Below are 23,372 nucleotides of genomic sequence, written 5' to 3'. Positions count from 1 at the left end.
GTCAATGAGCTCCTGGGGCTCGGGTTTGGCCGGCTCGCCCCCTGCCCCCTGAGGCGGTGGAGGGCGCGGAGGGCGAACCGGCCAAACCCGAGCCCCAGGAGCTCATTGACCGCCTGATGGAGCGCCTCAAAGAGGCAGGGCTGGGCAAGCAGGCCGCGCTCATCGTCAACAAATACAGCGGCTATGGCAAAACCCCCGATGAAACCCGCAGGCTCTACGGGGAGCTGCGGGCCTTGCTAAAGGGGCGTCCGTGATCAAGGTCATTGCCATTGGCGACCTGCACGCGGATTTTGCCAAGCTCTGGCGGGCCCTCAAACACTCCTTTGCTGCGGGAGAGGACCTAATGCCCACCGACCCCCTGGTGCGCGGCACCTACCGGGTGGTGCTGATGGGCGATCTGGTACACCCTAAGCTGCTGGCCGATTACCGCAAACTGACCGGCCTCGAGGACTACGACCCCAACAACCCGGATCACCTGCGCATGGCTGCCAGGGCTCAGATTCGCGAGCTGCACCGGATTAAGCGCTTTCAAGAGGCGGCCAATGGGCATGTCACCATCTTGATGGGCAACCACGATCACGCCGCGGTTCACGGCACTTTTGTGCTGGGCAACGCCACCCTCGAGCACAAGGAGTTTCACCCTGAGCTGGGAGGGGTGGAGTTCCCTGAAGATCTCAAGGCCTGGTTCGATACCTTCCCCAGCCAGATCAACCTCTATGGGGTCAACTTCGCCCATGTGGGGCCGGTGCCCTGGCTCCAGAGCTACGACGAGATGTTCTATAACGGGCGCGAGGCCAAGGAGTGGTGGTTGTACAACGCGGATTATGTGGAGCGCATGGGGCACCGCTTTGGGGTCTATGGCCATACGGTGATGAAAAACGGCATCCTGATCAAGGACAAGCTGGCCCTGATTGATGCCCTTGACCAGGACCAGTACCTCGAGCTGATCTTGAGCGATGATCGGCTGGACTGGGAGATCGTGCAGATTCCCTCAGCAGGGGCAGCGATCGGGTAGCGCCTTCACCGAGGGTTGCCGTGAATCTGACCTCGGTGCGCACCGTTCAAGACCTCCTCCTGCGCTACGGCTTGCGGGCCGACAAACGCTTCGGCCAGAACTTTCTGGTCGAGGCCGGGTACTTACGAAGGATTGTGGAGGCGGTCGGTTTCAGGCCGGGAGAGCGGGTTTATGAGGTGGGGCCAGGGCTGGGCACCCTGACTCGAGCCTTGGCCCAGGCTGGGGCCCAGGTGGTGAGCGTGGAGATGGACCGGCGGCTGGAGGCCCTGCAGGCTGAGACCCTGGCCGGGCTACCGGTGGAGGTGGTGTGGGCAGATGCCCTCCAGTTTGACTGGAAGGCCCTTCCTGAGGGGAGCCTGTTTGCGGGAAACCTACCCTACAACATTGCCACACCGCTCGTCACCCAGCTCCTGCGCTCGGGGCGGTTTCGCCGGATGGTGGTGTTGGTGCAAAAAGAGGTGGCCCTGCGCATGACCGCCCAGCCGGGGACCGCAGAGTATGGGCTGCTCTCGCTGAGGGTGCAGTACCACAGCAGCGCCAAGCGGCTCTTTGACCTGCCCCCAGGGGCCTTTTTCCCACCCCCTAAGGTGACGAGCGCGGTGGTGCGGCTCGAGCCCCGACCTGTCCCTGATTCCCCCCGGCTGTTCCGGCTGATCGAGGCCGCTTTTGCTCAGCGCCGGAAAACCCTGGTCAACGCCCTTCGGGCTGGGGGCTATGACAGCCCCCAGGTCCTGCGGGCGCTCGAGGCCTTGGGCCTCAGCCCCCAGGTGCGCGGGGAGGCCCTCTCCCTCGAGCAATTTCAGCGGCTGCGGGAGGCTTTAGATGGCCCGCCGGGAGGATGAAGCTACAGCGGCTCGATCAGGCCGTAGTTTCCGTCCCGGCGGCGGTAGATCACGTTGATCTGCTCCGTCTCGGAGCTGCGGAACACGAAGAAGTCGTGCCCTAGGGCTTCCATCTCAAAGGCCGCATCCTCGGGGCTCATCGGCTTGACCGCAAAGCGCTTGACCCGCACGATGCGCAGTGCATCCTCCTCGGGCTCCTCGGCCACGGGGGCCCCCACCGGAACCGGGGCCGCTTGCCGGGCCTTCTGGAAGTGGCGTTCTTTGTAGCGCTGGAGCTGATATTCCAGCCGGTCCACGGCCCGGTCAATGGCGGCATACATGTCGGGGTCGGATTCCTCTACTCGCACCAGGCCCTTGGGCACGCTGACTTGAATCTCGACCTTGGCCCGGCTGCCGATGCGCGGGCTCTGGGCCATGGAGAGCACCACTTTGGTATCCGCCCCCTCGAAGTGCCGGTCCAGGCGGGGCATCTTCTTATCAATGTAGTTTTTGAGGGCTTCGGTGATCTCGACTTGGCGGCCAACCAGTTTGTAGACGTTCATGCGGCCCTCCTTTGTACTCGGCGCTGACCTTGCATAAGGGGCTCGAGGTGCTTTAGGTCAGGCCTAGTGCTATGTAGTGTAGCACTCCCGGGTGAGGGATAAATGTCCAGTCGAACCTCCCATGGGGGAGCGCTAAACCAGGCTGTATTTTCCTTCGCGCTCGTCGCGCACCAACTGACCGGCTTTGAGCAGCACCACCCGTTGCGGGTAGGCTTCCACCAGGTCGCGGGAGTGGGTGGCCATCAGCACAGTGGCACCTCGGGCATGGGCCGATTTGAAAATTTCCAGCACCCCTAGGGCATTGGCGGGGTCCAGGTTGCCGGTGGGCTCATCGGCCAGCAATACGGGGGGCTCGCCTACCAGGGCCCGGGCGATGGCCACCCGCTGGGCTTCCCCGACTGAGAGTTCCTCGGGGTAGGAGCGCTTTTTATGGACGATCCCAACCTGCCGCAGCGCCCGCGTGACCCGGGTCTCCCACTCGTTTTTCGGCACCCCCAGCACGCGCAGGGCGAACAGCAGGTTTTCTTCCACGTTTTTTTCCCGCAGCAGCCGGTGATCCTGAAACACCGCTCCGATGCGCCGACGGTGCAGGGCGATTCGGTCTCCGCGCAGGGCCTTGAGGTTTTCCCCGGCAAAATACACCGCCCCACTGGTGGGCTCGAGCCGCTTCAGGATCAGGTTGAGCAGGCTGCTTTTCCCCGCCCCAGACTGGCCCACCAAGAACACAAACTCCCCCTTGCGGATTTCCAGGTTGAGGTCGTACAGCGCCTTGGTCTGGGTGCGGCGGTACTCCAGGGTGACCCGGTGGAAATGAACCATGTCTCGTTTAGGGTACAACGGAAAGCGGGGTCTCGAGCAGAACCTTAGCGGTGTCCTGGCGGTATGTGCCTATAAACACTGCGCTCTCATCCGCAACCGCTAAGATGCTCCTTGGTGAACCGGTCAATGAAACGCAAAGTGTGGATGACGGTGGTGGTGGTAGGCGGTGTACTGGCGGCTTTGGTGTATGCGCAGCTCTCGCGGCCCTCGCTCGAGAGCTTTTCCCGCGACCCTAACGGTCAGGCTTTCCTCGAGACCTATCAGGCCATCCAGGATGATTACCTGGAGAAGCTGGACCAGAAGCAGCTGGACAAGGTGATCCAGGGGGGGATACAGGGCCTGGTGGGTGCGCTGAACAGTGAGTTCAGCAGCTATGTTTCGCCCGAAGAGGCCAAGAGCGACGACGAGTTTCGCCGGGGGGAGTTCTACGGCATTGGGGCGACCCTGGGCCCCGGTGAGGGTGGGAAGGGGGCGGTGATCCTCCAGCTCATCCGCAACAAACCGGCCTTCAACGCGGGGATTCAGGTGGGCGACAGCATCGTCGAGGTCAATGGCGAGGACGTGACCAACCTGAATAGCAGCCAGATTCGCAACAAAATCGTGGGGCCCCTGGGCACCAAAGTGACGGTAGGGGTTAGGCGGGCTGGAAGCGATGTAATCCTTCGCTTCGAGATGATTCGGCAGAAGATTGAGGTCACCACCGTGACCAAGGCCATGCTGCCTGGCAACATCGGGTATGTCTCGCTCGAGACCTTCCAGACCGATAAGGGCAATGATCAGCTCACCGCCGCGATCAAAGACCTCAAAGCCCAGGGAGCCCAGAAGCTCATTTTTGACCTGCGCGATAACGGTGGGGGGCAGTTGCAGCAGGCCTGCTTGGTGGCCAGCGATTTCATCCAGTCGGGGCCTATCGTCTACCAGCGCACCCGTACCCGCACCCAACTGGTCTGCGAGGCGGATGGAAAACCGGTTTGGACTGGGCCGATGGTGGTGCTGATCAACCGCAACTCGGCCTCGGCCTCGGAGATCGTCGCGGGGGCCATGCAAGACACCAAGCGGGCGAAGGTGATTGGGGAGCAGAGCTTTGGCAAGGGGGTGGGGCAGTATGTGCGGCCCCTCTCGAATGGGGGCGAACTGATCCTGGTGACCTTTGAGTGGCTTACCCCGCTCAAGCGCAGCATCCAGAAAAAGGGCATCACCCCGGATATCGTAGTCAAGGACACCCGCTTCCAAACCCCGCTCTCCTTTACCGGAACCGGGGCCAAGCCTGGAGACACGGCCACGCTGACCATCGGCGGTCAAACCTACACCGCCAAGGTGGGCACCGATGGCAAGTTCAGCTTTAGTCAGCCAATCCCCGCCCCTGCGGTGGCCCCTCAGCCGGGCCAGGCCCTGCTCGACTTGGATAAGGACGCGATCCTCAAGCGGGCGGTGGAGGAGCTGAAGTAGGGATTTTGGGACCGGGCCTGCGATGATTCGCCTCGAGAAGCTGTCTAAGCGCTACGGCAAGTTCGTGGCTCTGGAGGCTCTGGACCTCGAGGTGCTTCCAGGCGAAACCCTGGCCCTTTTAGGCCCCAACGGAGCCGGAAAAAGTACCACCATCAAGGCGCTGGTGGGGTTGTTGCGGCCCAGCGGGGGCCGGGCCTTGGTGAATGGGGTAGATGTTTGGAAGGAACCGGTGCGGGCCAAGGCCCAGTTTGGATACGTTCCCGATCGGCCGTACCTCTACGGTAAGCTATCGGGCCTCGAGCTGCTGCGCTTTGCGGCGGGGGTGTATCGGCTGCCCCGGAGCGAGACCGAGCAACGGATTGAGGAGCTGCTGGCGGGGTTTCGGCTCGAGCGCTTTGCCAGCTCTTTGATCGAGACCTATTCGCACGGAATGCGACAGAAACTCTCGCTGGCCATGAGCCTGCTGCACCAACCCCAAGCCCTGATCCTCGATGAGCCCATGGTAGGGCTCGATCCTCACGCGACCCGCTTGGTCAAGGATTTGCTGCGGGATTACTCCAAAAACGGACGGGCGGTGCTCTACGCCACCCACCAGCTCCACCTGGCCGAGCAGGTGGCTGACCGGGTGGCGCTGGTGCACCGAGGGCGGTTGTTGGCCCTGGGTGCACCCAAAGAGCTGCTGCGCCAGCACGGGGGAAGCGACCTCGAGGAGTTCTTCCTGCGCTTGACCGAGGAGGCTCGAGATGAAGCCGTCTCGGCCTGAGGAATTAGGGGCATAGGCGATATTTGAGCTGAGGTGCCCAAAAACCCTGTATGGGAGGCACCTGGCTCTCCCCATCTTCGGCAGGGACGGTCTGGCCCGGCCGGTTTTGCGGTACAATCCACCTGTTTGTGGGTATAAGCTATGCGCACCCGTAACATTGTTCTGCTGGCGATCTTCGTACTGATGGCGCTTTTTGCTTGGCGCAACTGGAGCGTGTTCATCGAGGAACGCCCCCTTTCGCTGTTTTTTACCCAAGTACAGGCCCCGTTTGGCCTGGTGATGCTGATCGTTTTGGCCGTGCTGGTGATTGTGTATTTCCTGTACACGGTGGCTCTCGAGACCGCAGCCCTGCTCGAGGTTAAGCGCTACGCCCGGGAGCTTCTCAGCACCCGTAAGCTGGCTGAAGACGCCGAGACCAGCCGCTTCACCGAGCTCAAGAAGTGGCTCGAGGAGGAGCTTTCGGGCCTCAAGGCGGTGCAGCCAGCCGGCCTGGAGACCAAGCTGCAAGACGTACTGACCCGAATAGACCAGGCCGAGGCGGATCTGCGCGAGGATATCGAGAAGGCCGGGAATACCCTGGCGGCCTATATCGGGGAGCTCGAGGATCAGATCACCGGCCAGGACTCCCATTCCCCGCCCCCGCGTTGAGGGAATCGCTGCAAACCGCTACACTATGAAGGCTCGGGGGCCGTTAGCTCAGTCGGTCAGAGCAAGCGACTCATAATCGCCAGGTCGCGGGTTCAAGTCCTGCACGGCCCACCAACCCAGACAGCAACCACCCCGGAGGACGGGGTGGGTTGGCTCTTTTGGGCGGGGCTAGCTCGAGGCCGAGGCCTGGGCCTGAGCGGCAGCGGGGCGCGAGCCGGGGGCCATGACCATGTTCATGTCGCGGCCTAGCATCTCCGGGCGCATCTCCACGAAGCCGATCCCCTCCAAGTCCTTGCCGATTCGCTCGAGGAGCCGGGTGCCGAGCTCCTGGTGGGCCATCTCCCGACCCCGGAACATGATGGTGACTTTAACCTTGTGGCCCTCCTCGAGGAAACGCCGGATATGCCCAAGCTTGACGTTGTAGTCGTGGGCCTCGATTTTGGGGCGCAGTTTAATGCTCTTCAACTCGGTGCGCTTGGCCTTTTTCCTGGCTTCCTTCTCGGCTTGTTGCTGCTCATAACGCCACTTGCCGTAATCCAAAAGCCGAGCCACCGGTGGAACCGCGTTGGGGGAGACCAGCACCAGGTCATATTCGCGCTCCCGGGCCATCTGCAGGGCCTGCCGGGTATCCACGACCCCGACCTGGGTTCCCTCTTCGTCTATGAGGCGCACCTGGCGCACCCGAATTCGCTCGTTGATCGGAACATCCTTGGTTATAACTTCACCTCCGCAGCCCGGACCAACGCCTCCTAAAGAGTACGAGGGTTCGCAAGCTACGGTCTCGAGTGTACAAGAGAAACTGGGCCCCTCGCAATCGAGGGGCCCCTTGGTTTTGGATGGAGCGGCTCAAGACTGGCTGAGCATCTGATGAATCACGTTGGGATCTACCTCCTGTGAGGCTTGGGAAACCTGACCGTTAGGAGTCAGCTTGTCCACCACCTGGGGCAGAAGCTGGGAGAGGTGGGCCACCACCTGATCGGCGGGCAACCCCAGCTTGGCCGCGATCTGGGCGATTTGGTCGCTTCCGACGATTTGCTGCACCTGATCGGGGCTCACCGGCTGATTCTGCCCCGTGCTCACCCAGGAGCCAAACACCGCCCCCAAGCCGCCCTTTTGGAATTTATCCATCAGCCCGCCAAGGCCGCCGTTGTCGTTGATCAGTTTGGTGGCTACGGCCACCAAGCCTGCGCCTGCTGCGCCCTTGAGTAGATCGTCGAGCATGCCCATGAGTACCCCCTTCTGAATTCTGGTTTACCTCACACATCAGCCCTCGACCGGGCCAAGGGTATTCTAACCGCTGCCGAGTGACTTAAAAGGGAAAACAAAAACCTCCCTGAATGCAGGGAGGCCAAGGAGGGTGAAATACACCCTTATCTTGCCACAACCGCTCGAGCAAAACGGGTTATGGTGCACATCCTCTACCAGCGGGGCAGCCCCCCCAACCCCCCCAGCTCGACATTAAGGGCGGTGGCGCTGTCCCCGCCCACGAACTCGAGCCGGGTTCGGTTGGCCGCAGCCAGCTCGGGCAACACTGCCCTCAGCGAGACCGGGCGAACCTCCTGTCCATCGCAGAAGCCCTTCAGGGCCTCGGGGCTCAATCCCACCCGGCCATTGGCGCAGCGCCAGGCTGGAACCTCGAGGTCAAGCGGCACCAGCACATAGTGCAGGCGCCCTTCCTGAAGGGCTTCCAGCACCGCATCCACCCCGGTGATGCCGCGCTCCCGCACCTGGGCCAACAGCGCTGCCTCGCCCCGGCGTTCGGCCTGCTGCAGGGCGTCTTGCACAGCCTGTAAGACCTGCGCCGGAGTGGGCCTCGAGACCCCTAGGGCCGGGAGCTTTTGCGCGATGGCCTGCTGGACCCGCGCAGGGAAAGCCTGAACCGCCTCCTCTGGCACCCCAATGAGGATCAGGCGCTCGATCCCTTGCTCGACCACGCGCTTGTCGAGGAGTTCGCCCACCCGCAGGAAAAACCGGTGGGTCCAGGCCCCGACCCGGTGGTTAAACAGGTCTTTGCCGCTGCCGCCCGCGGCCCGCCCGAGATTCCCGGTGGCCCCCGGCCCGGCGCTGCGCCCTCCACTTCCGCCCACCGCATCCTCGCCCAGGGTGCGCCACTCCTCAGTAGGCAGGCCCCGGAAGGCATCCTCGACCTCTTGGATCTGCCCCAGCACCACCTCGAAGTACTGCAGATGCTCCCGATCGAGGCACACAACCCCGGCCCGAGGATGCTCATCGAGGGTGATGAGGAGCGGGGTGAGGTCGGGGGCGCCCCACTGGGCCTCGACCCCCTGCAGGGGAACCTCTACCGGCAGGGTGTAGCCCTCGAGGAAATCCTCCCCGGCAAAGAGGGCCAGGGTGCGCCCATCGGGATTGTAGGTGGACAGGTAGGCCAGCACCCGCTGGCGTACCGCTGGGGGCACCTCGAGGCCTTTCATCGCGTCCTTGGCCCGCAGGGTCAGGGTTTCCCGGGCGTTCTCCGGTTTGCCGGGGTTTACCTCGAGGTAGAGCGAGAGGGTAGGGCCTTTGTGGTTGGCGAGGGTCTGTTGAATTTGAGTGAGTTGAGCTGGATCGAGCATAGCCAAAACCCCCAGAAGCGCACTGGACGGCCTAGTTTTTAGGGCTTAGGTGGGGCATCAGCCGTTGGAGCAGGGCCCCCTTGGGCAGAGCCCCCACGATGCGGTCTACCGGCTGACCGTTCTTGAAGAGCATCAGGGTGGGGATGCTGCTTACGCTGTAGGCGCTGGACGCCAGAGGATGGTGGTCCACGTTGAGCTTCACGATCTTGATTTTTCCGGCGTAGTCTCGAGCAATCTCCTCGAGCACCGGGGCTACCATGCGGCAGGGCCCGCACCACTCGGCCCAAAAGTCCACCAGCACGGGCACGCTGGCCGAGAGCTCGGAACTCAGCCCGGCCTTGGCCTCGACCAGCCAAGGCAGGGGCTGCTTACAGGCCCCGCACACCGGAACCTGGCCCGCAGGGGGGGTACCCAGGCGGTTTTTGGCTCCGCAGTGGGGGCAGGTCACAATGGCATCGGCGATAGGCATAAACACAAATTATTCTTACGGGAAGGCCTGCTTCAAGCCTGCACGGTCTTGCGGGCCTCGAAGGTCAGTCCCAGCGGGCTGGTCCCGACATGGATGACGCTGCCGTCGTGGATTTCTCCGGCCAGGATCTTGCGCGAGAGTGGGGTCTCGAGCTCCCGCTGGATCACCCGCTTCAGGGGGCGGGCCCCGTAGATGGGGTCGTAGCCCCGCTCGGCCAGAAAGGCCAGGGCTTCAGGGGAGACCTCGAGGCCAATCCGCCGTTCGGCCAGCCGCTTGCGTACCGCCTGGAGCTGAATCTCCACAATCTGCGCGATCTGCCCCTGGGCCAGCGGGCGGAACACCACGATCTCGTCGAGGCGGTTCAGGAACTCGGGGCGGAAGTTGGCCTGCAGCACGTCGAGAACCCGGGCCCGGATGGTCTCATAGGACTGCCCGGTCTGGATTCCCTCGAGGATCAGCGGCGAGCCCAGGTTGGAGGTGAGGATGATCACGGTGTTGCGGAAATCCACCGTACGGCCCTGCCCATCGGTCAGGCGGCCATCGTCGAGCACCTGCAAGAGCACGTTGAACACGTCGGGGTGAGCCTTCTCGATCTCATCGAAGAGGATCACGCTGTAGGGACGACGGCGCACCGCCTCGGTGAGCTGCCCCCCCTCCTCATAGCCCACGTAGCCGGGAGGGGCCCCGATCAGCCGCGCCACCGTGTGCTTCTCCTGGTACTCGCTCATGTCAATGCGCACCATATTCTCTTCGCTGTCGAAGAGGGTGGCCGCTAGGGTTTTGGCCAGCTCGGTTTTGCCCACCCCGGTGGGCCCCAGGAACAAGAAGGAACCGATCGGGCGGTGGGGGTCACCCAGGCCTGCCCGGGCCCGGCGGATGGCGTCGGATACCGCCGCGATGGCCTCGTCCTGGCCAACCACCCGCCGGTGCAGCTCCTCCTCGAGCCGCAGCAGCTTCTCCCGTTCCCCCTCGAGCAGCTTGGAGACGGGGATTCCGGTCCAGCGTGCGACGATCTCGGCGATGTCCTCTTCCCCCACCATGGGGCGGGCGAACTTGGCGCTGGCCATCTGGTCCGAAAGCTCGTTGACCTCGGCCTCCAGCTTGGGCAGTTGCCCGTAGCGCAGCTCAGCGGCTTTGTTGAGGTCATAGGCCCGCTCGGCCTGCTCGATCTGGGTGCGCACCTCGTCGAGCTTCTGCTGGGCGGCCCGCAGCTTGTTCATGGTCTGGCGCTCGGCCTCCCAGGCGATCTTCTGTCGGGAGATCTCCTCGTTGAGCCCAGCGATCTCGGCCTCGAGCTCCCCCAGGCGAAACTTGGACTCGGCATCGGTCTCTTTCTTCAGGGCTTCCCGCTCGATCTCCAGTTGCAGCTTCTTGCGGTTGAGGCTGTCAATGGTCTCTGGGCTCGACTCCAGGGCCATGCGCAGACGGGCCGCGGCCTCGTCCACCAGGTCAATGGCCTTGTCGGGGAGCTGCCGATCGGAGATATAGCGATGCGAGAGCCCAGCCGCAGCGATCAGGGCCGGGTCAGAGATGCGCACCCCGTGGTGAACCTCGTATTTCTCCTTGATCCCGCGCAGGATCGAAACCGTGTCCTCCACGCTGGGTTCATCCACATAGACCGGCTGGAAGCGGCGCTCGAGGGCGGCGTCCTTCTCGATCTCGCGGTACTCATCCAGGGTGGTGGCCCCTATCATGTGCAGCTCACCCCGGGCCAGGGCCGGCTTGAGCATGTTGCCCGCGTCTACCGCGCCCTCGGCCTTGCCCGCCCCGACCACGGTGTGCAGCTCATCAATGAACAGGATGATCTCGCCCGCGCTCTGGGTGGCCTCTTGAATGACCGCCTTGAGCCGCTCTTCAAACTCCCCACGGTACTTGGCCCCGGCCAACAGGCTGCCCATCTGCAAGGAGATCACCCGCTTGCCCTTGAGGCCCTCGGGTACGTCCCCCTTGACGATGCGCTGGGCCAGGCCCTCCACAATGGCGGTTTTGCCCACCCCCGGCGCCCCGATCAGGACGGGGTTGTTTTTGGTGCGGCGCAACAGGATCTGAATTACCCGGCGGATTTCCTCATCGCGCCCGATCACCGGGTCCAGCTTGCCGTCTTTGGCCTGCTGGGTTAGGTCTATGCCGTACTGTTCCAAGGCGTTGTAGGTGCCTTCAGCATGTTCAGAATTCACGTTCTTCCCTCCCCTGGCCTCGAGCGCGGCCTTGCGGATGGAATCGGGCCGGAGCCCTGCGTACTGGGTCTCCGCCAAGGCCAGCAGCAGCGTGTCTATGGCCACATAGCTGTCCTTGAGCTCAGCAGCCAGCTTCTCCGCGCGGTCAAAGATGCCGTTGAGCTTCGGGGAGAGGTACTGCCCGGCCTCGGCGCCCGAGATGCGCGGCAGCTTGCCCAGCTCGGTTTGGGCGGTCTGGTAGACGCCCTCAGGGTTCCCCCCGGCCTTCTGCACCAGCTGCGCCGGCAGGGCCGCCGAGTCGCGCAGCAACACCGCCGCGAGGTGTGGCACGTCGATCTGGGAATGACTCATCTCCCGAGCCAGCACCTGGCTCTGGGCTACGGCTTGACGGGCCTGTTCCGTCCAACGCTCAAGGTTCATGGTAATAGTATGAAACTTGAGTGGACTAATGTCAAGTCTGGTGAGTGGGGTAATTGGTGGGTGGGGCGGCTTATCCCGCCTGCTCGAGGGCCTCTTTCTGGGGTTCCTCGTGGGGGTATCCGGCCGGGTATTGCCCGTTGAAGCAGGCCAGGCATACCGGCCCACCGATGGCCGCCCGCACCCCCGCCTCGCTCAGAAAGGCCAGGGTGTCGGCCCCGATGAAGCGGCGGATCTCCTCGAGCGAATGGGTGCTGGCGATCAGCTCCTTGCGGGCCGCGGTGTCAATCCCGTAATAGCAGGGGTACTTGATGGGTGGGGCAGAGATGCGCACGTGGACTTCGGTGGCCCCGGCGTCGCGCAGGAGCTGCACGATGCGCCCCGAGGTGGTGCCGCGCACGATGGAGTCGTCCACCAGCACGACGCGCTTGCCTTTCACGGCGGGGGTGGCGGCCAGCTTGAGCTTGACCTTGAGGTCCCGCAGGGCCTGGGTGGGCTGGATGAAGGTGCGCCCGGCGTAGGGGTTTTTGTAGAGGCCATAATCGAAAGGGAGCCCCGAGGCCCGGCTGAACCCGATCGCCGCTCCGATCCCGGAATCCGGCACCGGCACCACCACATCAGCCTGGATCGGGGCTTCGCGGGCCAACACCTCGCCCATCCGCACCCGGCTCTCGTGGGTGCCGATGCCCTCCAACACCGAGTCGGCCCGGGCAAAGTAGATCCACTCGAAGGCGCAGGGGGTGGGGTGGGGCTCGAGCACCTGTAGGCTGTGCAGCTGGCCCGACTCCACCCAGACCAGCTCGCCGGGGTGCACATCGCGGACCAGCTCCGCCCCCATCAGGGTTAGGGCGGGGGGCTCCGACGCGAACACCCAGCCCCCCTCAGGCCGCCTTCCAATCACCAGCGGCCGCACCCCGTGGCTGTCGCGCAGCGCCAGGACGGTGTGCCGGTCCATCAGCACCACGCTGAACCCGCCCTCGAGTTCGCGCATGGCCTGAGCGGTGGCCTCCACCAGCGAAAGCCTGCTGTAGCGCGCGATGAGGTTGATCATCACCTCGGTGTCGTTGGTGGTCTGAAACACCGCGCCTCCCTCGAGCAGGCTCTGGCGAATCTCCTTGGCATTGACAAAGTTGCCGTTGTGGGCGATGGCCAGGATGCCCTTGGAGCTGCGCACGGTGAGGGGCTGGGCGTTGAAGCGCAGGTTCGAGCCGGTGGTGGAGTAGCGGGTGTGGCCGATCCCCAGCCGGGCGTCCGGCAGCCGCAGCTGGTCCAGCCGGGCTTCATCAAACACCTGGCTGACCAGCCCCAGATCCTTTTCCACCACCACCTGATGCCCGTCGCTGACGCACATGCCCGCGGCTTCTTGTCCCCGGTGCTGGAGGGCGAAAAGCCCCAGGTGTAGCAGCCCGGCGACATCGGTGGGCTGGGGGCTCCAAACCGCGAGGATGCCGCATTCCTCCCGCGGCTTATCCCCGGTCACGGCAGCACCTCCCGCAGCGGCGTGGCCCAAGCCCGGCGTAGCTCGCTAACCGACCAGCTCAGCCGCAGTTTGGGCAGCAAAAGGGTCAGCTCCTCACCGCCGACTTGGCCCAGGATGCGGTAGGGCAGACCGAAGCCCTCGAGCCGCCCTACCGCGGCCTGGAGATGGGCCTGGCTTACGCTGAAGAGGATCCGGCTGGGGGCCTCGCCATAGAGCAGGGCATCGGCCCGGCCCAGGTCGCGCAGCTCCACCGTCGCTCCCAGGCCGTAGGGGAAACACATCTCGGCCAGGGCCACCGCCAGCCCGCCCTCGGCCACGTCGTGAGCGGTCTGGGTCCAGCCCTGGGCGATGAGCTCCCGAATGGCGGCCTGGGCTGTGGCCTCGCGCTTCAGGTCAAGGCTGGGTGGGGCCCCGGCCTCCTGGCCCTCCATCACCCACAGGTATTCTGAAGCCCCCAGCTCACCCCAGGATTCTCCGATCAGGACGATGAATTCGCCCGCCTTGGAAAACCCCATCTGGGCGCGCCGCTCGAGGTTGTCCAGCAGCCCGACCACCCCCACCATGGCGGTGGGAGGAATGCGGTAGCTGGGGCCTTCGTTATAGAGCGAGACATTCCCGGAGACGCAGGGAACCCCCAGCTCCCTCGAGGCCTCTACCAATCCGTGCACCGTCTCGGACAGCTCGAAGTAGCCCTCTGGGGTTTCTGGATTACCGCAGTTGAGGCCGTCGGTATAGGCCAGCGGCCGGGCCCCCACCACACTCACGTTGCGGGTGGCCTCGGCCAGGGCGTGCATCGCGCCCAGGCGCGGAGCCAGCTTGGAGTAGCGGGGGTTGGCGTCTACCTTGAGGGCGATGGCCCGCCCGGTCCCCTTGATGCGCACGATCGCGGCATCGCCCTTACCGGGGACCAGGACGGTGTTGGTTCCGACCTGGTGGTCGTAGCGCTCGAAGACAGGGGCGCGGCTGCAGAGATTGGGGGAGGCCAGGAGCCTGGGGAGGACGCGGTGCAGGTCGCCGGGGAGGGGAAGCCCGGAGAGGTCGCGTTGGCGCAGGGCCTGCACCTGGGGGTCTTCCTGTCCTTCGCGCACATAGGTGGGGGCCTCGGCTAGGGCCTGGGTGGGAACCTCGGCCACGGTCTGACCTCCGGCCACGATGCGGAAGACGGCCTGGGGAAGGGTGTGGCCCACCGCCACACAGTCCAGACCATACCGGGCAAAGAGCGCCTCGAGCGCGGCTTCCTTTCCGGGCCGAGGGACCAGGACCATCCGCTCCTGACTTTCGGAGAGCATCAGCTCGAGGGGGGTCATCCCCGCTTCGCGCTGGGGCACCCGATCCAGATCCAACTCTATGCCCAGACCGGACTTGTGGGCCATCTCTGAGAGGGAGGAGGTCAGGCCTGCCGCGCCCATGTCCTGCACCCCCTCTACCAGATCCTGTCGGATGGCCTCTAAGGTTCCCTCCAGCAGCAGCTTGCCCAGAAAAGGGTCGCCGACCTGAACGTTAGGGCGCTTGGCCTCGTTGTCCTCGGTCAACTCCTCCGAGGCGAAGGCCGCCCCCCCAATGCCGTCGCGCCCGGTTTTGGCCCCGGCGTAATAGACCGGTCGACCCAGGGAGGCCAGGCTTCGCTTGAGCTCATCGGAGCGCAGCAACCCCACACACATGGCGTTGACCAGGGGGTTTTCCTGGTAGTCCGGGTGAAAGTACACCTCCCCGCCCACCGTCGGGATGCCGATCGCGTTGCCGTAATGGGCGATGCCGCTGACGATGCCCCGCTCGAGGTACTGCGTTCGGGGGGTTTGCGGGTCGCCAAAGCGCAGGGAGTTGAGGAGGGCGATCGGACGGGCCCCCATGGCCATGATGTCGCGGATGATCCCGCCCACCCCGGTGGCGGCCCCCTGGACCGGCTCGACCGCGCTGGGGTGGTTGTGGCTCTCGATCTTGAAGGCCACCGCCCAGCCCTCGCCGATCTCCACCACCCCGGCGTTCTCACCGGGGCCCTGCAGCACCGCCGGCCCTTCCTTGGGCAGGAGCTTGAGCAGGGGGCGGGAGTTCTTGTAGGCGCAGTGCTCGCTCCACATCACCTTGAAAAGGTAGAGCTCGAGGCGGTTCGGTTCACGCCCCATGCGCCGCACGATCTCGGCGTACTCCTGAGGTGGAATACCGGTTTCTTGCAGCAGGGGGTTGAGGGTTTCTTCCATTGCGTCGCCTTACAAGGGGGTGCTGACCGTGTTGCCGAGGAGCTGAACCAACTCCAGGTGGTTGGCTACCCTGGCGGTGGGTTCTGGCCCGCCGTTGCGGTGGGTGTGACCGGTGTACAAAACCGCCCAGGGATACCCCGTAGCAAAGGCCCCGGCGATGTCGGTGCGGGGGATATCGCCGATGTGCAGGGTTTGCTCCGGCGAGGTACCCATTTCCTCGAGCGCCGCCTTGAATGCCTCGGGCCGGGGTTTGACGAACCCGGTCTCGTCGGAGAAGGAGAGCCCGGTGAAGTAGTCCAGCAGCTTATGGCGCCGGAGCTGCTCGCGTAGGACGCGCCCGGTGGAGATCCCGGTGTCCGAGACAATGCCCAGGGCGTAGGTTTTGGCTAGCTGAGGAATGGCCTCCACCACCCCCGGCAGCGGGAGGATCGAGCCCTCGAGCCCGGCCTCTACGATGCGCTGGGCGGTCAGGGCCACCAGGCCCTCATCGTAGGGCAGCTTTAGGTACTTGAAGATCAGGCCCACCCGCTCAAAGGGGGTCATGACCTGCTCGGCGTTCCAGGCCGCGTCAAAGTCGAGGGCGGCCTGCCGCCAGGCCTCGATCACATCCTTTTCCTCGGCGGGAACCCCGGCCTCTGAAGCCGCATCCAGCAGGATTTCCCGCCGCAGATTCAGCACCGTTCCGGCATACTCCGGCCCCTCGACAAACAGCGTCCCCCAGAAGTCAAAGGTAATCGCTTTGGGTTTCATGCCACAACCTCCAGTGCCGCCTTCAAGCTCTCGAATACCCCCAGCCCATCTGTTGTTCCCAGCGCCGCTTCCACCGCCCGCTCGGGGTGGGGCATCAGCCCCAGCACATTGCCCCGAGCGTTGACGATCCCAGCAATATCGTTCAGTGAACCATTGGGGTTGTAGTCGGCGGAGGCCGCAGGGGTGAGGGCCGCGTACCGAAAGACCACCTGACGGCGCTCCTCGAGCCCCTCCAGCACCTCCGGGTCGGCATAATACCGCCCTTCGCCGTGGGCGATGGGCAGGCGCAGAAGCTCCCCTGGGCGGTAGGCCTGGGTGAAGGGGGTATCGTTGCGCTCCACCCGCAGCCCGACCTCTTTGCAGGTGAAGTGCAGGTTGGTGTTGGCCAGCAGCGCACCGGGCAGAAGCCCGGCCTCGGTGAGGACCTGAAAGCCGTTACAGATGCCGATAACCGGGTTTCCGCGCTCGGCCAGCCGCCGGACTTCCGCCATCACCGGCGAGAACTTGGCTAAGGCCCCGGCCCGCAGGTAATCGCCGTAGGAGAACCCCCCCGGAAGCACCACCGCGGCGAAGCCCTCGAGGTGGGTCGCGGTGTGCCAGATCAGCTCGGCCTCGAGCCCCACCCACTTTAGCGCCCAGGCCGCGTCCTGGTCGCAGTTGGAGCCGGGGAACTGGATCACGGCGACCTTCACGCCCGCTCCTTGAGGGCCTCGACGGTATAGACCTCCATCACCGGATTGGCCAGGGTCTTGGCCATCTCGGTGGCCTGGCGGTGGGCCTCGGCCTCGGAGGGGGACTCGAGCTCCATTTCCAGCACCCGCCCCACCCGCACGTTCTGTGCCCGGTATCCCAGCCCCTGGAGTACCCCCTCTACCGCCCGCCCCTGAGGGTCTAGAATGCCCGGTTTGAGTTCGATCAAGATCGTGGCCTGATACTTCATGCGGCACCTCCAATCACCCGGCGCAACACTTCCCGGTAGGCTTCCTCAACCCCGCCCAGGTCACGGCGGAAGCGGTCTTTGTCCAGCTTTTTCTGGCTGCCAAACTCCCACAGCCGCATGGTGTCGGGGGAGATCTCATCGGCCAGGACCAGGCTCCCGTCGGGCAAACGCCCAAACTCCAGCTTGAAGTCAATCAGCTCGAGGTTACGCTGGGCAAAGTAGTCCTTTAGCAGCGCGTTGATCTGAAGGGCCAGCCCCTTGATTCGCCCCAGTTCGGCTTCACCGACCAGCCCCAGACCCAGCAGGGCCTCGTCGTAGATCAGCGGGTCACCCAGGGCATCGTTTTTGAGGGAAAACTCCACCAAGGGGCGCGGCAAGCTGAGCCCCTCTTCCACCCCGTAGCGCTTGGAGAAGGTGCCGGCGGTACGGTTGCGCACGATCACCTCGAGCGGCACGATCTCGACCTGCCGCACCAGCATCTCGCGCCCGGAGAGCTCCCGAATGAAATGGGTGGGGATGCCATGCTCTGCCAAATAGCGGAACAACTCGGAGGAGATCCTATTGTTGATCTCTCCCTTCCCCGGAATCTGGGCCCGCTTCTGCCCGTTGAAGGCGGTGGCGTCGTCCTTGTAGTAGACCCGGTAGGTGCCCTCCTCGGGCCCGGAATAGATGATTTTGGCTTTGCCCTCGTAGAGTTTTTCCATAGCCATTCCTTAGGGGGTTTGGGTCTGATCCTCAGAGGCCAAAGCGGGCATATATCTCGTCGGTATGGCGCAAAAAGTAGGCTGGGTTGAAGGCCTGAGCCAGAACCTCTCCCTTTACTGTGCATGCTGGGTCGGCCTCGAGCAAGGCCTGAAACTCCAAACCCGCTTCCCAGCTCTTCAGGGCGTTGCGCTGCACCACCTCATAGGCGGTGCTGCGGTCCATCCCCGCGGCGATCAGCAGGCCCAGCACCCGTTGGGAGTAGACCAGGCCCCGGGTGAGCCCCAGGTTGCGGGCGATCTGGGGCTCATGGACCACCAAGCCCTCCAGCACCCGCTTCAGCCGCCGCAGCATGTAGTGGGCCAGGGTGGTGGAGTCGGGCAGAATCACCCGCTCCACCGAGCTGTGCGAGATGTCGCGCTCGTGCCAGAGGGCCACGTTCTCGAGCTCGGCTTGCAGGTTGCTGCGCAGGAGCCGGGCCAGCCCCGAGATATTTTCCAGCGCCACCGGGTTTTTCTTGTGGGGCATGGAGGAGGAGCCGGTCTGCTTGTAGCTGAAGGGTTCCTGGGTCTCCAGCACCTCGGTGCGCTGGAGGTGGCGCAGCTCCACCGCGATGCGCTCGAGGTTGCTGCCCAGAATGGCCAGGGCGCTCATCAGCTCGGCGTGGCGATCCCGCGGCACTACCTGGGTGGAGACCGGCTCGAGCTGAAACCCCAGCTTCTGGGCTACCCAGGCCTCCACGGCGGGCTCCACATGGGCATAGTTCCCCACCGAGCCGGAAATCATGGCCACCCGGATGCCTTCGCGGGCTTTCCGCAGGCGCTCACCGTCCCGCAAAAGGGCCGCATAGAAGCTGAGAAAGCGCAGCCCAAAGCTGGTGGGCTCGGCATGGACCCCGTGGGTGCGCCCCACCGCAGGCAGGTGCTTGTACCGGATGGCCAGACGCTTCAGGGCCTCCTGCACCTGTGCCAGTTCCTGCTCGAGCAGGCCCAGGGCCTCCGAGAGCAAAACGTTTTGGGCGGTGTCCACCACATCGGTGCTGGTCAGCCCCAGGTGGAGCCAGCGGGCCACTTCAGCGTCGTCGGTCCATTCGGTCAGGGCGCGGGTAAAGGCCACGATGTCGTGGCGGGTCTCGGCCTCGATCTCGTCCACCCGTTTTGCGAAAGCCGCATCAATCGGTTTCTGATGTAGTGCGTCACGCAAGCGCTGGGCGGTTTTGGGCGGAACCTGCCCCAGGCTTTCCCAGGCTTCCAGGGTCAGAATCTCTACCTCGGCCCAGGTCTGGTACTTACGGGCCTCGCTCCACAGGGCCTGCATCTCGGGGGTTTGGTAGCGGTCAATCATGGTTTTTTATCCGGAACAAAGCACCAAGCCGCCCGACTGGAACCCAGCCTGACGCTACACCCCTCCGTGGTGGGATAGGGGAGGTGGGGTACGGTTTTTTCACTCGGGATCCCTTGCTCTTCATGGCCTCACGGGACCATCGGGTGAGCAGCGTCAAGAGACTATCACGCCCTGGGGGTGGGGGCAACCTCTGAGGGTTTGCCGTGACGTTGTTTTCATAAGGCCGGGTTAGTATGGGCAGTATGGTGCGTGCGGTTTTGTTTGATGTGGGCGATACCCTCATTCTGGGGCATCCCAAATACTGGCTCTGGCCCATTCTGGAAGCCAAAGGCATCGCCCAGCAGGCCGATTTGAAGCAGCTTCCAAAGGCCATGCGGGATGCGTACGCACACTACTCTGCCCATCACATGAGCGCAACCGATGAGGCCACGGCCCTCTCGTTTTGGCGGGCCTTTCACTGGGAGGTCATGAACGGGATCGGATTGGGGGCCTATGCCGATGAGGTGGCCGACTACCTGAAGGAACACTGGCAAAGCCCACAAGTATGGCCGATTACGCCCGGGGCCAAAGAGGTGTTGACGGAGTTGCAGAGCGGGGGGTTCAAGCTGGGGGTGGTGTCCAACTGGGACTGGACGCTACCGGGGGTCTTACAGGCCACAGGGCTGGCAGATTTTTTTGACTACATCGGGGTTTCGGCCCTGGAAGGGGTAGCCAAGCCCGACCCGCGCTTTTTCCAGATCGTGCTGGATAAGTTAGAGGTTGAACCCCATCAGGCCATTCATATCGGCGACTCCGAGGACGACCTCAAAGGTGCCCTGGCCGCCGGGGTTCGACCGGTGTTGTTTGACCCCTACAAGCAAAACCCCAATGCCATCGGCGACCTGGCCTGGGTGGTGGAGTACGCCACGGGCCGGGTGGATTGGCTGTAAAACCCGTAGACTGACCTACATGAGCGTTCGCAAAGCCATCTGGGGTGACAGCTTGGAGGCCATCGAGCAGGCCCTTACCGAGGTTGACCCCGACCTCTACGCCTATATCCGCGATTTCGCTTACGAGGAGGTGCTGGCCCGCCCCGGCTTGGACCTCAAGACCCGGGAACTGCTGGCCATCACCAGCCTGATTGGCCTGGGGGCCCCCAAAGAGTTAGCGACGCACCTCCAGGGAGCCTTGAACAATGGGGCCACCGAGCAGGAGATCCGCGAGACCATCCTCCAGTCGGCCCTGTTTGTGGGCTTTCCCCATGCGCTGGGGGCTATGAAGCGGTTTCAGGCCCTCCTGCGCAAACAGGGCTGAGCCGCTGGCTATTGGCCCTTGGCGAAATCTTCCGCGATGAGCCGAGCGGTCATTTTGGCGGACATCATTACGCTGGGGGTGCCCGCACCGGGCTGAGCCCCAGCCCCTACCAGATACAAGTTGGCGATGTCCTCTGAACGGTTATGGGGGCGAAAAAAAGCCGACTGGGCCAGTACTGGCTCGGGGCCAAAGGCGTTGCCCAGATAGGAGTTGAGGGTTCCCTCAAAGTAGTCTGGGGTGATGAAGCTCTGATACACCAGCCGTTGGCGCAGGTTGGGCAGATAACCGCGTTCCTCGAGGAAACGCAGCACCTTTTGCGCGAAGGGTTCACCGAGCAGCTCCCAGTCGAGCCGAGAGCCGTTGTGGGGTACCGGAACCAGGGTGTAGGCCGCGTGGTGACCGGGCGGGGCCAGCGAGGGGTCGGTCAGGGTGGGAAGGTGGAGGTATTGCGAGAAGTCCCGGGCCAGCACCTTGCGGGTGAAGATGTCTTCCAGCAGTCCCTCATAGCGAGGCCCCAACAGGATGTTGTGGTGGCGTAGGGTTTCTCCTTCCCGGCCATCGGCCTTGAAGCCGAAATAGAGCACGAACAAGGACATGCTCTGGCGCCGGGCCTTGACCACCCAGTCCGAGTTCCAGAAGCGGTAGCGCGGCTCGATCAGCTTCAGATAGGTGTGGGCATAATCCCCATTGGAGACAACAAGATCAGCCCTTAGGGTTTCCCCGCTCTCCAGGGTGACCCCCCGGGCTACCTTTTTGCCCCCTTCCCGCTCGACATTGATCTGGGTCACCTCCGCGCCGTAGCGGATCTGCCCCCCCAGCTCCTGAAACTTGCGCACGAAGCCCGCGATCAGCGCCCCGGTACCCCCCAGCGCGAAATGGACCCCCCAGGTTTTCTCGACGAAGTGGATCATGGCGTAGATGGCCGGAACGGCCAGGGGATTCCCGCCGATCAACAGGGTCTCAAAGCTGAATACCTGCTGCAGCTTGGGGCTTTTGAAGTACTTGCGGCTGAAGCTGAACAGGGTGCGCACGGCGTCCAGGCGCAATAGATCGGGGACGATGCGCAGCATGGTGGCCAGATCGCCAAAATGGGTGTAGCCTAGCTCGAGGAAACCCCGCTGAAAAATGGCCTGGGCATCGCGATGAAAGCGCTCGTAGCCCTCGAGGTCCCCGACCTCGCCCAGCCGCGCCACCTGGGCCCGGGTATGCTCGGGATCGCCGTCGTAGTCGAAGAATGTGCCGTCGTCGAAGTAGATGCGGTAGAAGGGCAGAATCGGAATAATCTGGACGTACTTGCTGGTACTGGGTCCATGGAATGCCCCAGGTTTGCCCTCTGGTACCTGAGCTGGAAAATCCGGAAGGTCAAGGTTGGGCTTGCCCCGCTCCAGGGCGAACAGCTCCTCGATGAACTGCGGTGCGGTGATCACCGTGGGCCCCATATCGAAGGTAAACCCCTGGGCCCGGCGCACATAAGCCCTTCCCCCCGGGGCCTCGAGTTTTTCTAGGATGGTGGTATCAAACCCCAGGCTTTGCAGGCGAATCCCCATGGCCAGCCCACCGATCCCGGAGCCGATCACTAAAGCGGTCTTACCAATGCTCATACCCGTAAGCATACGGGGCAGACCCTGGAAGCTTTTGCCGTCACCGTACAGTTTTAGAGGGGGATTCGGCCCGGCCTGCTTCAACACACCGGGCCTATCGCGCCCTTCAAAGACCCTCCAGGACTAAGCTTTATAGCTGAAGAGCGCTCTAAGCCCGCCGCAGGTTTAGCGGCGCACCCCCGCCGGTGGGTTGGCTGGGGCGGCCCCGCTTCCCGAGAGGCGGACAAACTCCTTCTGATCCACCGCCCGGGCCATCCCTACCTCGTAGCTGATCAGCTTGCGCTTGTAGAGGTCGGCCAGGTAGGCGTCCATGGTGATCATGCCGTACTGACCACCGGTCTGGATCACCGAGACCAGCTGATGGCTCTTGCCCTCGCGGATCAGGGCCCGTACCGCCGGAGTCGCCATCATCAACTCATACGCCATCACCCGGCCTCCCCCAAAGCTCTTGGGCAGAAGCTGCTGCGTGAGCACCGCCACCAGGTTGTTGGCCAGCTGCACCCGCACCTGCTCTTGCTGAGCCTCGGGAAACACGTCAATGATGCGGTCAATGGTCTCGGGGGCGCTGTTGGTGTGCAGGGTCCCCATGACCAGGTGACCGGTCTCAGCTGCGGTGATGGCCGCGGCGATGGTCTCGTAATCGCGCATCTCGCCCACCAGGATCACGTCCGGGGCTTGGCGCAGCACGCTGCGCAGGGCTTTTTGGAAGCCGTGGGTGTCTTGCCCGATCTCGCGCTGGTTGATGATGCTGGACTTATGGCGGTGGAAAAACTCGATGGGGTCTTCGATGGTGACGATGTGGGCCCGCTTTCGCTCGTTGATATAGTCAATCATCGAGGCCAGCGTGGTGGACTTGCCCGATCCGGTAGGCCCGGTCACCAGCACCAGCCCCCGGGGGTTCATGGCGATCTCGGCGATGTTTTTAGGGAGCCCCAGCTCCTCGAAGCTCTTGACCGTGCTGGGCACCACCCGCAGCACCCCGCCCACGCTGCCGCGCTGGAGGAAGATGTTCACCCGGAAGCGGCCTTTTCCCGGCAGGCTGAAGGAGAAATCGAGCTCTTTCTCCTCTTCAAACACCCGCTGCTGCTTTTCATCCATCAGAGCATAGGTCAGGCGGCGGGTCTCCTGTGGGGTGAGGGCTTCGTATTCGGTGGGGTGAAACTCGCCGTCAATCTTAATCATGGGGGGCAGACCCACCGTGATCACCAGGTCGGATGAGCCTCGGTCTACGGCCAGGTTGAGCAAATCCACGATATCGGGGGCTTTGGTCATGAAGGTCTCCTCGAGTCCTCATCAGGATACGGCATGACCCAAGCCGAGGCTGTGGAAGTTGACCTGAAAAGGGCAGGG

The 23,372-nt window shown here is 63.8% G+C and carries 23 protein-coding genes, 1 tRNA gene and 1 pseudogene; 9 read left to right on the top strand and 16 right to left on the bottom strand.

Annotated elements, in window-relative coordinates; translation table 11 throughout:
- Window positions 1–38: 38 nt before the first annotated feature.
- From Mgrana_RS09290 to rsmA, 3 genes and pseudogenes are all read left to right on the top strand, one after another.
- Window positions 39–254: pseudogene (locus Mgrana_RS09290) on the top strand (Rad52/Rad22 family DNA repair protein); the annotation flags it as partial.
- Entirely contained in the window at window positions 254–1,015 is a 762-nt protein-coding gene (locus Mgrana_RS09285) for a metallophosphoesterase (protein WP_119357334.1), read from the top strand. The pseudogene Mgrana_RS09290 and the gene Mgrana_RS09285, both read left to right, overlap by 1 nt.
- A gap of 26 nt (window positions 1,016–1,041) precedes the next feature.
- Window positions 1,042–1,857, top strand: coding sequence for a 16S rRNA (adenine(1518)-N(6)/adenine(1519)-N(6))-dimethyltransferase RsmA (rsmA, locus tag Mgrana_RS09280; protein ID WP_119357333.1), 816 nt, complete (start codon window positions 1,042–1,044; stop codon window positions 1,855–1,857).
- 2 nt (window positions 1,858–1,859) lie between these two features.
- Here rsmA and hpf read toward each other — a convergent pair whose 3' ends face one another.
- A complete protein-coding gene (gene hpf / locus Mgrana_RS09275; RefSeq protein WP_119357328.1) occupies window positions 1,860–2,399 on the bottom strand; it encodes a ribosome hibernation-promoting factor, HPF/YfiA family in 540 nt (179 codons plus the stop codon).
- 132 nt (window positions 2,400–2,531) lie between these two features.
- Window positions 2,532–3,218, bottom strand: coding sequence for a cell division ATP-binding protein FtsE (ftsE, locus tag Mgrana_RS09270; RefSeq protein ID WP_119357327.1), 687 nt, complete (start codon window positions 3,216–3,218; stop codon window positions 2,532–2,534).
- Between the two features lie 126 nt (window positions 3,219–3,344).
- Between ftsE and Mgrana_RS09265 the strand changes: the two genes are divergently transcribed.
- From Mgrana_RS09265 to Mgrana_RS09250, 4 genes are all read left to right on the top strand, one after another.
- Entirely contained in the window at window positions 3,345–4,667 is a 1,323-nt protein-coding gene (locus Mgrana_RS09265; protein ID WP_119357326.1) for a S41 family peptidase, read from the top strand.
- A gap of 22 nt (window positions 4,668–4,689) precedes the next feature.
- Entirely contained in the window at window positions 4,690–5,430 is a 741-nt protein-coding gene (locus Mgrana_RS09260; RefSeq protein WP_119357325.1) for an ABC transporter ATP-binding protein, read from the top strand.
- A gap of 141 nt (window positions 5,431–5,571) precedes the next feature.
- Window positions 5,572–6,078 (top strand): LapA family protein, encoded by a 507-nt coding sequence (locus tag Mgrana_RS09255; protein ID WP_119357324.1) that lies wholly within the window; start codon window positions 5,572–5,574, stop codon window positions 6,076–6,078.
- A 37-nt stretch (window positions 6,079–6,115) separates the two neighbouring features.
- Window positions 6,116–6,192 (top strand) — tRNA-Ile (locus Mgrana_RS09250).
- A gap of 54 nt (window positions 6,193–6,246) precedes the next feature.
- Here the strand turns inward: Mgrana_RS09250 and infC are convergent.
- The 12 genes from infC to purB form a co-directional block, all read right to left on the bottom strand.
- Window positions 6,247–6,795: a translation initiation factor IF-3 gene (gene infC / locus Mgrana_RS09245; RefSeq protein ID WP_119357323.1), complete on the bottom strand. Its 549-nt coding sequence runs from the start codon at window positions 6,793–6,795 to the stop codon at window positions 6,247–6,249.
- 129 nt (window positions 6,796–6,924) lie between these two features.
- Entirely contained in the window at window positions 6,925–7,305 is a 381-nt protein-coding gene (locus Mgrana_RS09240) for a YidB family protein (RefSeq protein WP_119357322.1), read from the bottom strand.
- A gap of 191 nt (window positions 7,306–7,496) precedes the next feature.
- The gene (locus tag Mgrana_RS09235; RefSeq protein ID WP_119357321.1) at window positions 7,497–8,651 is read right to left on the bottom strand and encodes a VLRF1 family aeRF1-type release factor; all 1,155 of its coding nucleotides are present in this window, start codon (window positions 8,649–8,651) and stop codon (window positions 7,497–7,499) included.
- 31 nt (window positions 8,652–8,682) lie between these two features.
- Entirely contained in the window at window positions 8,683–9,120 is a 438-nt protein-coding gene (gene trxA / locus Mgrana_RS09230; RefSeq protein WP_119357320.1) for a thioredoxin, read from the bottom strand.
- Between the two features lie 32 nt (window positions 9,121–9,152).
- On the bottom strand, window positions 9,153–11,717 hold the full coding sequence (gene clpB, locus Mgrana_RS09225) for an ATP-dependent chaperone ClpB (RefSeq protein WP_119357319.1): 2,565 nt from the start codon (window positions 11,715–11,717) through the stop codon (window positions 9,153–9,155).
- Window positions 11,718–11,787: 70 nt separating this feature from the next.
- Window positions 11,788–13,194 (bottom strand): amidophosphoribosyltransferase, encoded by a 1,407-nt coding sequence (gene purF / locus Mgrana_RS09220; RefSeq protein ID WP_119357318.1) that lies wholly within the window; start codon window positions 13,192–13,194, stop codon window positions 11,788–11,790.
- The gene (purL, locus tag Mgrana_RS09215; protein ID WP_119357317.1) at window positions 13,191–15,392 is read right to left on the bottom strand and encodes a phosphoribosylformylglycinamidine synthase subunit PurL; all 2,202 of its coding nucleotides are present in this window, start codon (window positions 15,390–15,392) and stop codon (window positions 13,191–13,193) included. The genes purF and purL overlap by 4 nt, the downstream gene beginning before the upstream one ends.
- Window positions 15,393–15,401: 9 nt before the next feature.
- On the bottom strand, window positions 15,402–16,142 hold the full coding sequence (locus Mgrana_RS09210; protein ID WP_119357316.1) for an HAD family hydrolase: 741 nt from the start codon (window positions 16,140–16,142) through the stop codon (window positions 15,402–15,404).
- A complete protein-coding gene (purQ, locus tag Mgrana_RS09205; RefSeq protein ID WP_119357315.1) occupies window positions 16,139–16,834 on the bottom strand; it encodes a phosphoribosylformylglycinamidine synthase subunit PurQ in 696 nt (231 codons plus the stop codon). Before purQ ends, Mgrana_RS09210 begins: the two co-directional genes overlap by 4 nt.
- Window positions 16,831–17,082: a phosphoribosylformylglycinamidine synthase subunit PurS gene (purS, locus tag Mgrana_RS09200; RefSeq protein ID WP_119357314.1), complete on the bottom strand. Its 252-nt coding sequence runs from the start codon at window positions 17,080–17,082 to the stop codon at window positions 16,831–16,833. Before purS ends, purQ begins: the two co-directional genes overlap by 4 nt.
- Window positions 17,079–17,786, bottom strand: coding sequence for a phosphoribosylaminoimidazolesuccinocarboxamide synthase (purC, locus tag Mgrana_RS09195; RefSeq protein ID WP_119357313.1), 708 nt, complete (start codon window positions 17,784–17,786; stop codon window positions 17,079–17,081). The genes purS and purC overlap by 4 nt, the downstream gene beginning before the upstream one ends.
- A 31-nt stretch (window positions 17,787–17,817) precedes the next feature.
- On the bottom strand, window positions 17,818–19,128 hold the full coding sequence (purB, locus tag Mgrana_RS09190) for an adenylosuccinate lyase (RefSeq protein WP_119357312.1): 1,311 nt from the start codon (window positions 19,126–19,128) through the stop codon (window positions 17,818–17,820).
- Between the two features lie 242 nt (window positions 19,129–19,370).
- Between purB and Mgrana_RS09185 the strand changes: the two genes are divergently transcribed.
- Together Mgrana_RS09185 and Mgrana_RS09180 are read left to right on the top strand one after the other, a co-directional pair.
- Window positions 19,371–20,057: an HAD family hydrolase gene (locus tag Mgrana_RS09185; RefSeq protein ID WP_119357311.1), complete on the top strand. Its 687-nt coding sequence runs from the start codon at window positions 19,371–19,373 to the stop codon at window positions 20,055–20,057.
- Window positions 20,058–20,076: 19 nt separating this feature from the next.
- Complete coding sequence (locus tag Mgrana_RS09180; RefSeq protein WP_119357310.1) at window positions 20,077–20,421, top strand: carboxymuconolactone decarboxylase family protein; 345 nt, start codon at window positions 20,077–20,079, stop codon at window positions 20,419–20,421.
- An 8-nt stretch (window positions 20,422–20,429) separates the two neighbouring features.
- Here Mgrana_RS09180 and crtI read toward each other — a convergent pair whose 3' ends face one another.
- Window positions 20,430–22,022 carry a phytoene desaturase family protein gene (gene crtI, locus Mgrana_RS09175; protein WP_119357309.1) on the bottom strand — a complete coding sequence of 531 codons (1,593 nt, stop codon included), beginning with the start codon at window positions 22,020–22,022 and terminating at the stop codon, window positions 20,430–20,432.
- A 165-nt stretch (window positions 22,023–22,187) separates the two neighbouring features.
- Window positions 22,188–23,294 (bottom strand): type IV pilus twitching motility protein PilT, encoded by a 1,107-nt coding sequence (locus tag Mgrana_RS09170; RefSeq protein WP_119357308.1) that lies wholly within the window; start codon window positions 23,292–23,294, stop codon window positions 22,188–22,190.
- Window positions 23,295–23,372 lie beyond the last annotated feature (78 nt).

The sequence above is a fragment of the Meiothermus granaticius NBRC 107808 genome (genome assembly GCF_003574355.1).
GTDB classification, from domain to species: domain Bacteria; phylum Deinococcota; class Deinococci; order Deinococcales; family Thermaceae; genus Meiothermus; species Meiothermus granaticius.
This window is presented reverse-complemented; position numbering and strand designations above follow the sequence as displayed.

Coding starts and splice junctions, on each gene's coding strand:
- hpf (WP_119357328.1), bottom strand. CDS start 2,399: ATGAACGTCTACAAACTGGTTGGCCGCCAAGTCGAGATCACCGAAGCC.
- ftsE (WP_119357327.1), bottom strand. CDS start 3,218: ATGGTTCATTTCCACCGGGTCACCCTGGAGTACCGCCGCACCCAGACC.
- Mgrana_RS09265 (WP_119357326.1), top strand. CDS start 3,345: ATGAAACGCAAAGTGTGGATGACGGTGGTGGTGGTAGGCGGTGTACTG.
- Mgrana_RS09260 (WP_119357325.1), top strand. CDS start 4,690: ATGATTCGCCTCGAGAAGCTGTCTAAGCGCTACGGCAAGTTCGTGGCT.
- Mgrana_RS09255 (WP_119357324.1), top strand. CDS start 5,572: ATGCGCACCCGTAACATTGTTCTGCTGGCGATCTTCGTACTGATGGCG.
- Mgrana_RS09240 (WP_119357322.1), bottom strand. CDS start 7,305: ATGGGCATGCTCGACGATCTACTCAAGGGCGCAGCAGGCGCAGGCTTG.
- Mgrana_RS09235 (WP_119357321.1), bottom strand. CDS start 8,651: ATGCTCGATCCAGCTCAACTCACTCAAATTCAACAGACCCTCGCCAAC.
- trxA (WP_119357320.1), bottom strand. CDS start 9,120: ATGCCTATCGCCGATGCCATTGTGACCTGCCCCCACTGCGGAGCCAAA.
- clpB (WP_119357319.1), bottom strand. CDS start 11,717: ATGAACCTTGAGCGTTGGACGGAACAGGCCCGTCAAGCCGTAGCCCAG.
- purL (WP_119357317.1), bottom strand. CDS start 15,392: ATGGAAGAAACCCTCAACCCCCTGCTGCAAGAAACCGGTATTCCACCT.
- Mgrana_RS09210 (WP_119357316.1), bottom strand. CDS start 16,142: ATGAAACCCAAAGCGATTACCTTTGACTTCTGGGGGACGCTGTTTGTC.
- purS (WP_119357314.1), bottom strand. CDS start 17,082: ATGAAGTATCAGGCCACGATCTTGATCGAACTCAAACCGGGCATTCTA.
- purC (WP_119357313.1), bottom strand. CDS start 17,786: ATGGAAAAACTCTACGAGGGCAAAGCCAAAATCATCTATTCCGGGCCC.
- purB (WP_119357312.1), bottom strand. CDS start 19,128: ATGATTGACCGCTACCAAACCCCCGAGATGCAGGCCCTGTGGAGCGAG.
- Mgrana_RS09185 (WP_119357311.1), top strand. CDS start 19,371: ATGGTGCGTGCGGTTTTGTTTGATGTGGGCGATACCCTCATTCTGGGG.
- Mgrana_RS09180 (WP_119357310.1), top strand. CDS start 20,077: ATGAGCGTTCGCAAAGCCATCTGGGGTGACAGCTTGGAGGCCATCGAG.
- crtI (WP_119357309.1), bottom strand. CDS start 22,022: ATGAGCATTGGTAAGACCGCTTTAGTGATCGGCTCCGGGATCGGTGGG.
- Mgrana_RS09170 (WP_119357308.1), bottom strand. CDS start 23,294: ATGACCAAAGCCCCCGATATCGTGGATTTGCTCAACCTGGCCGTAGAC.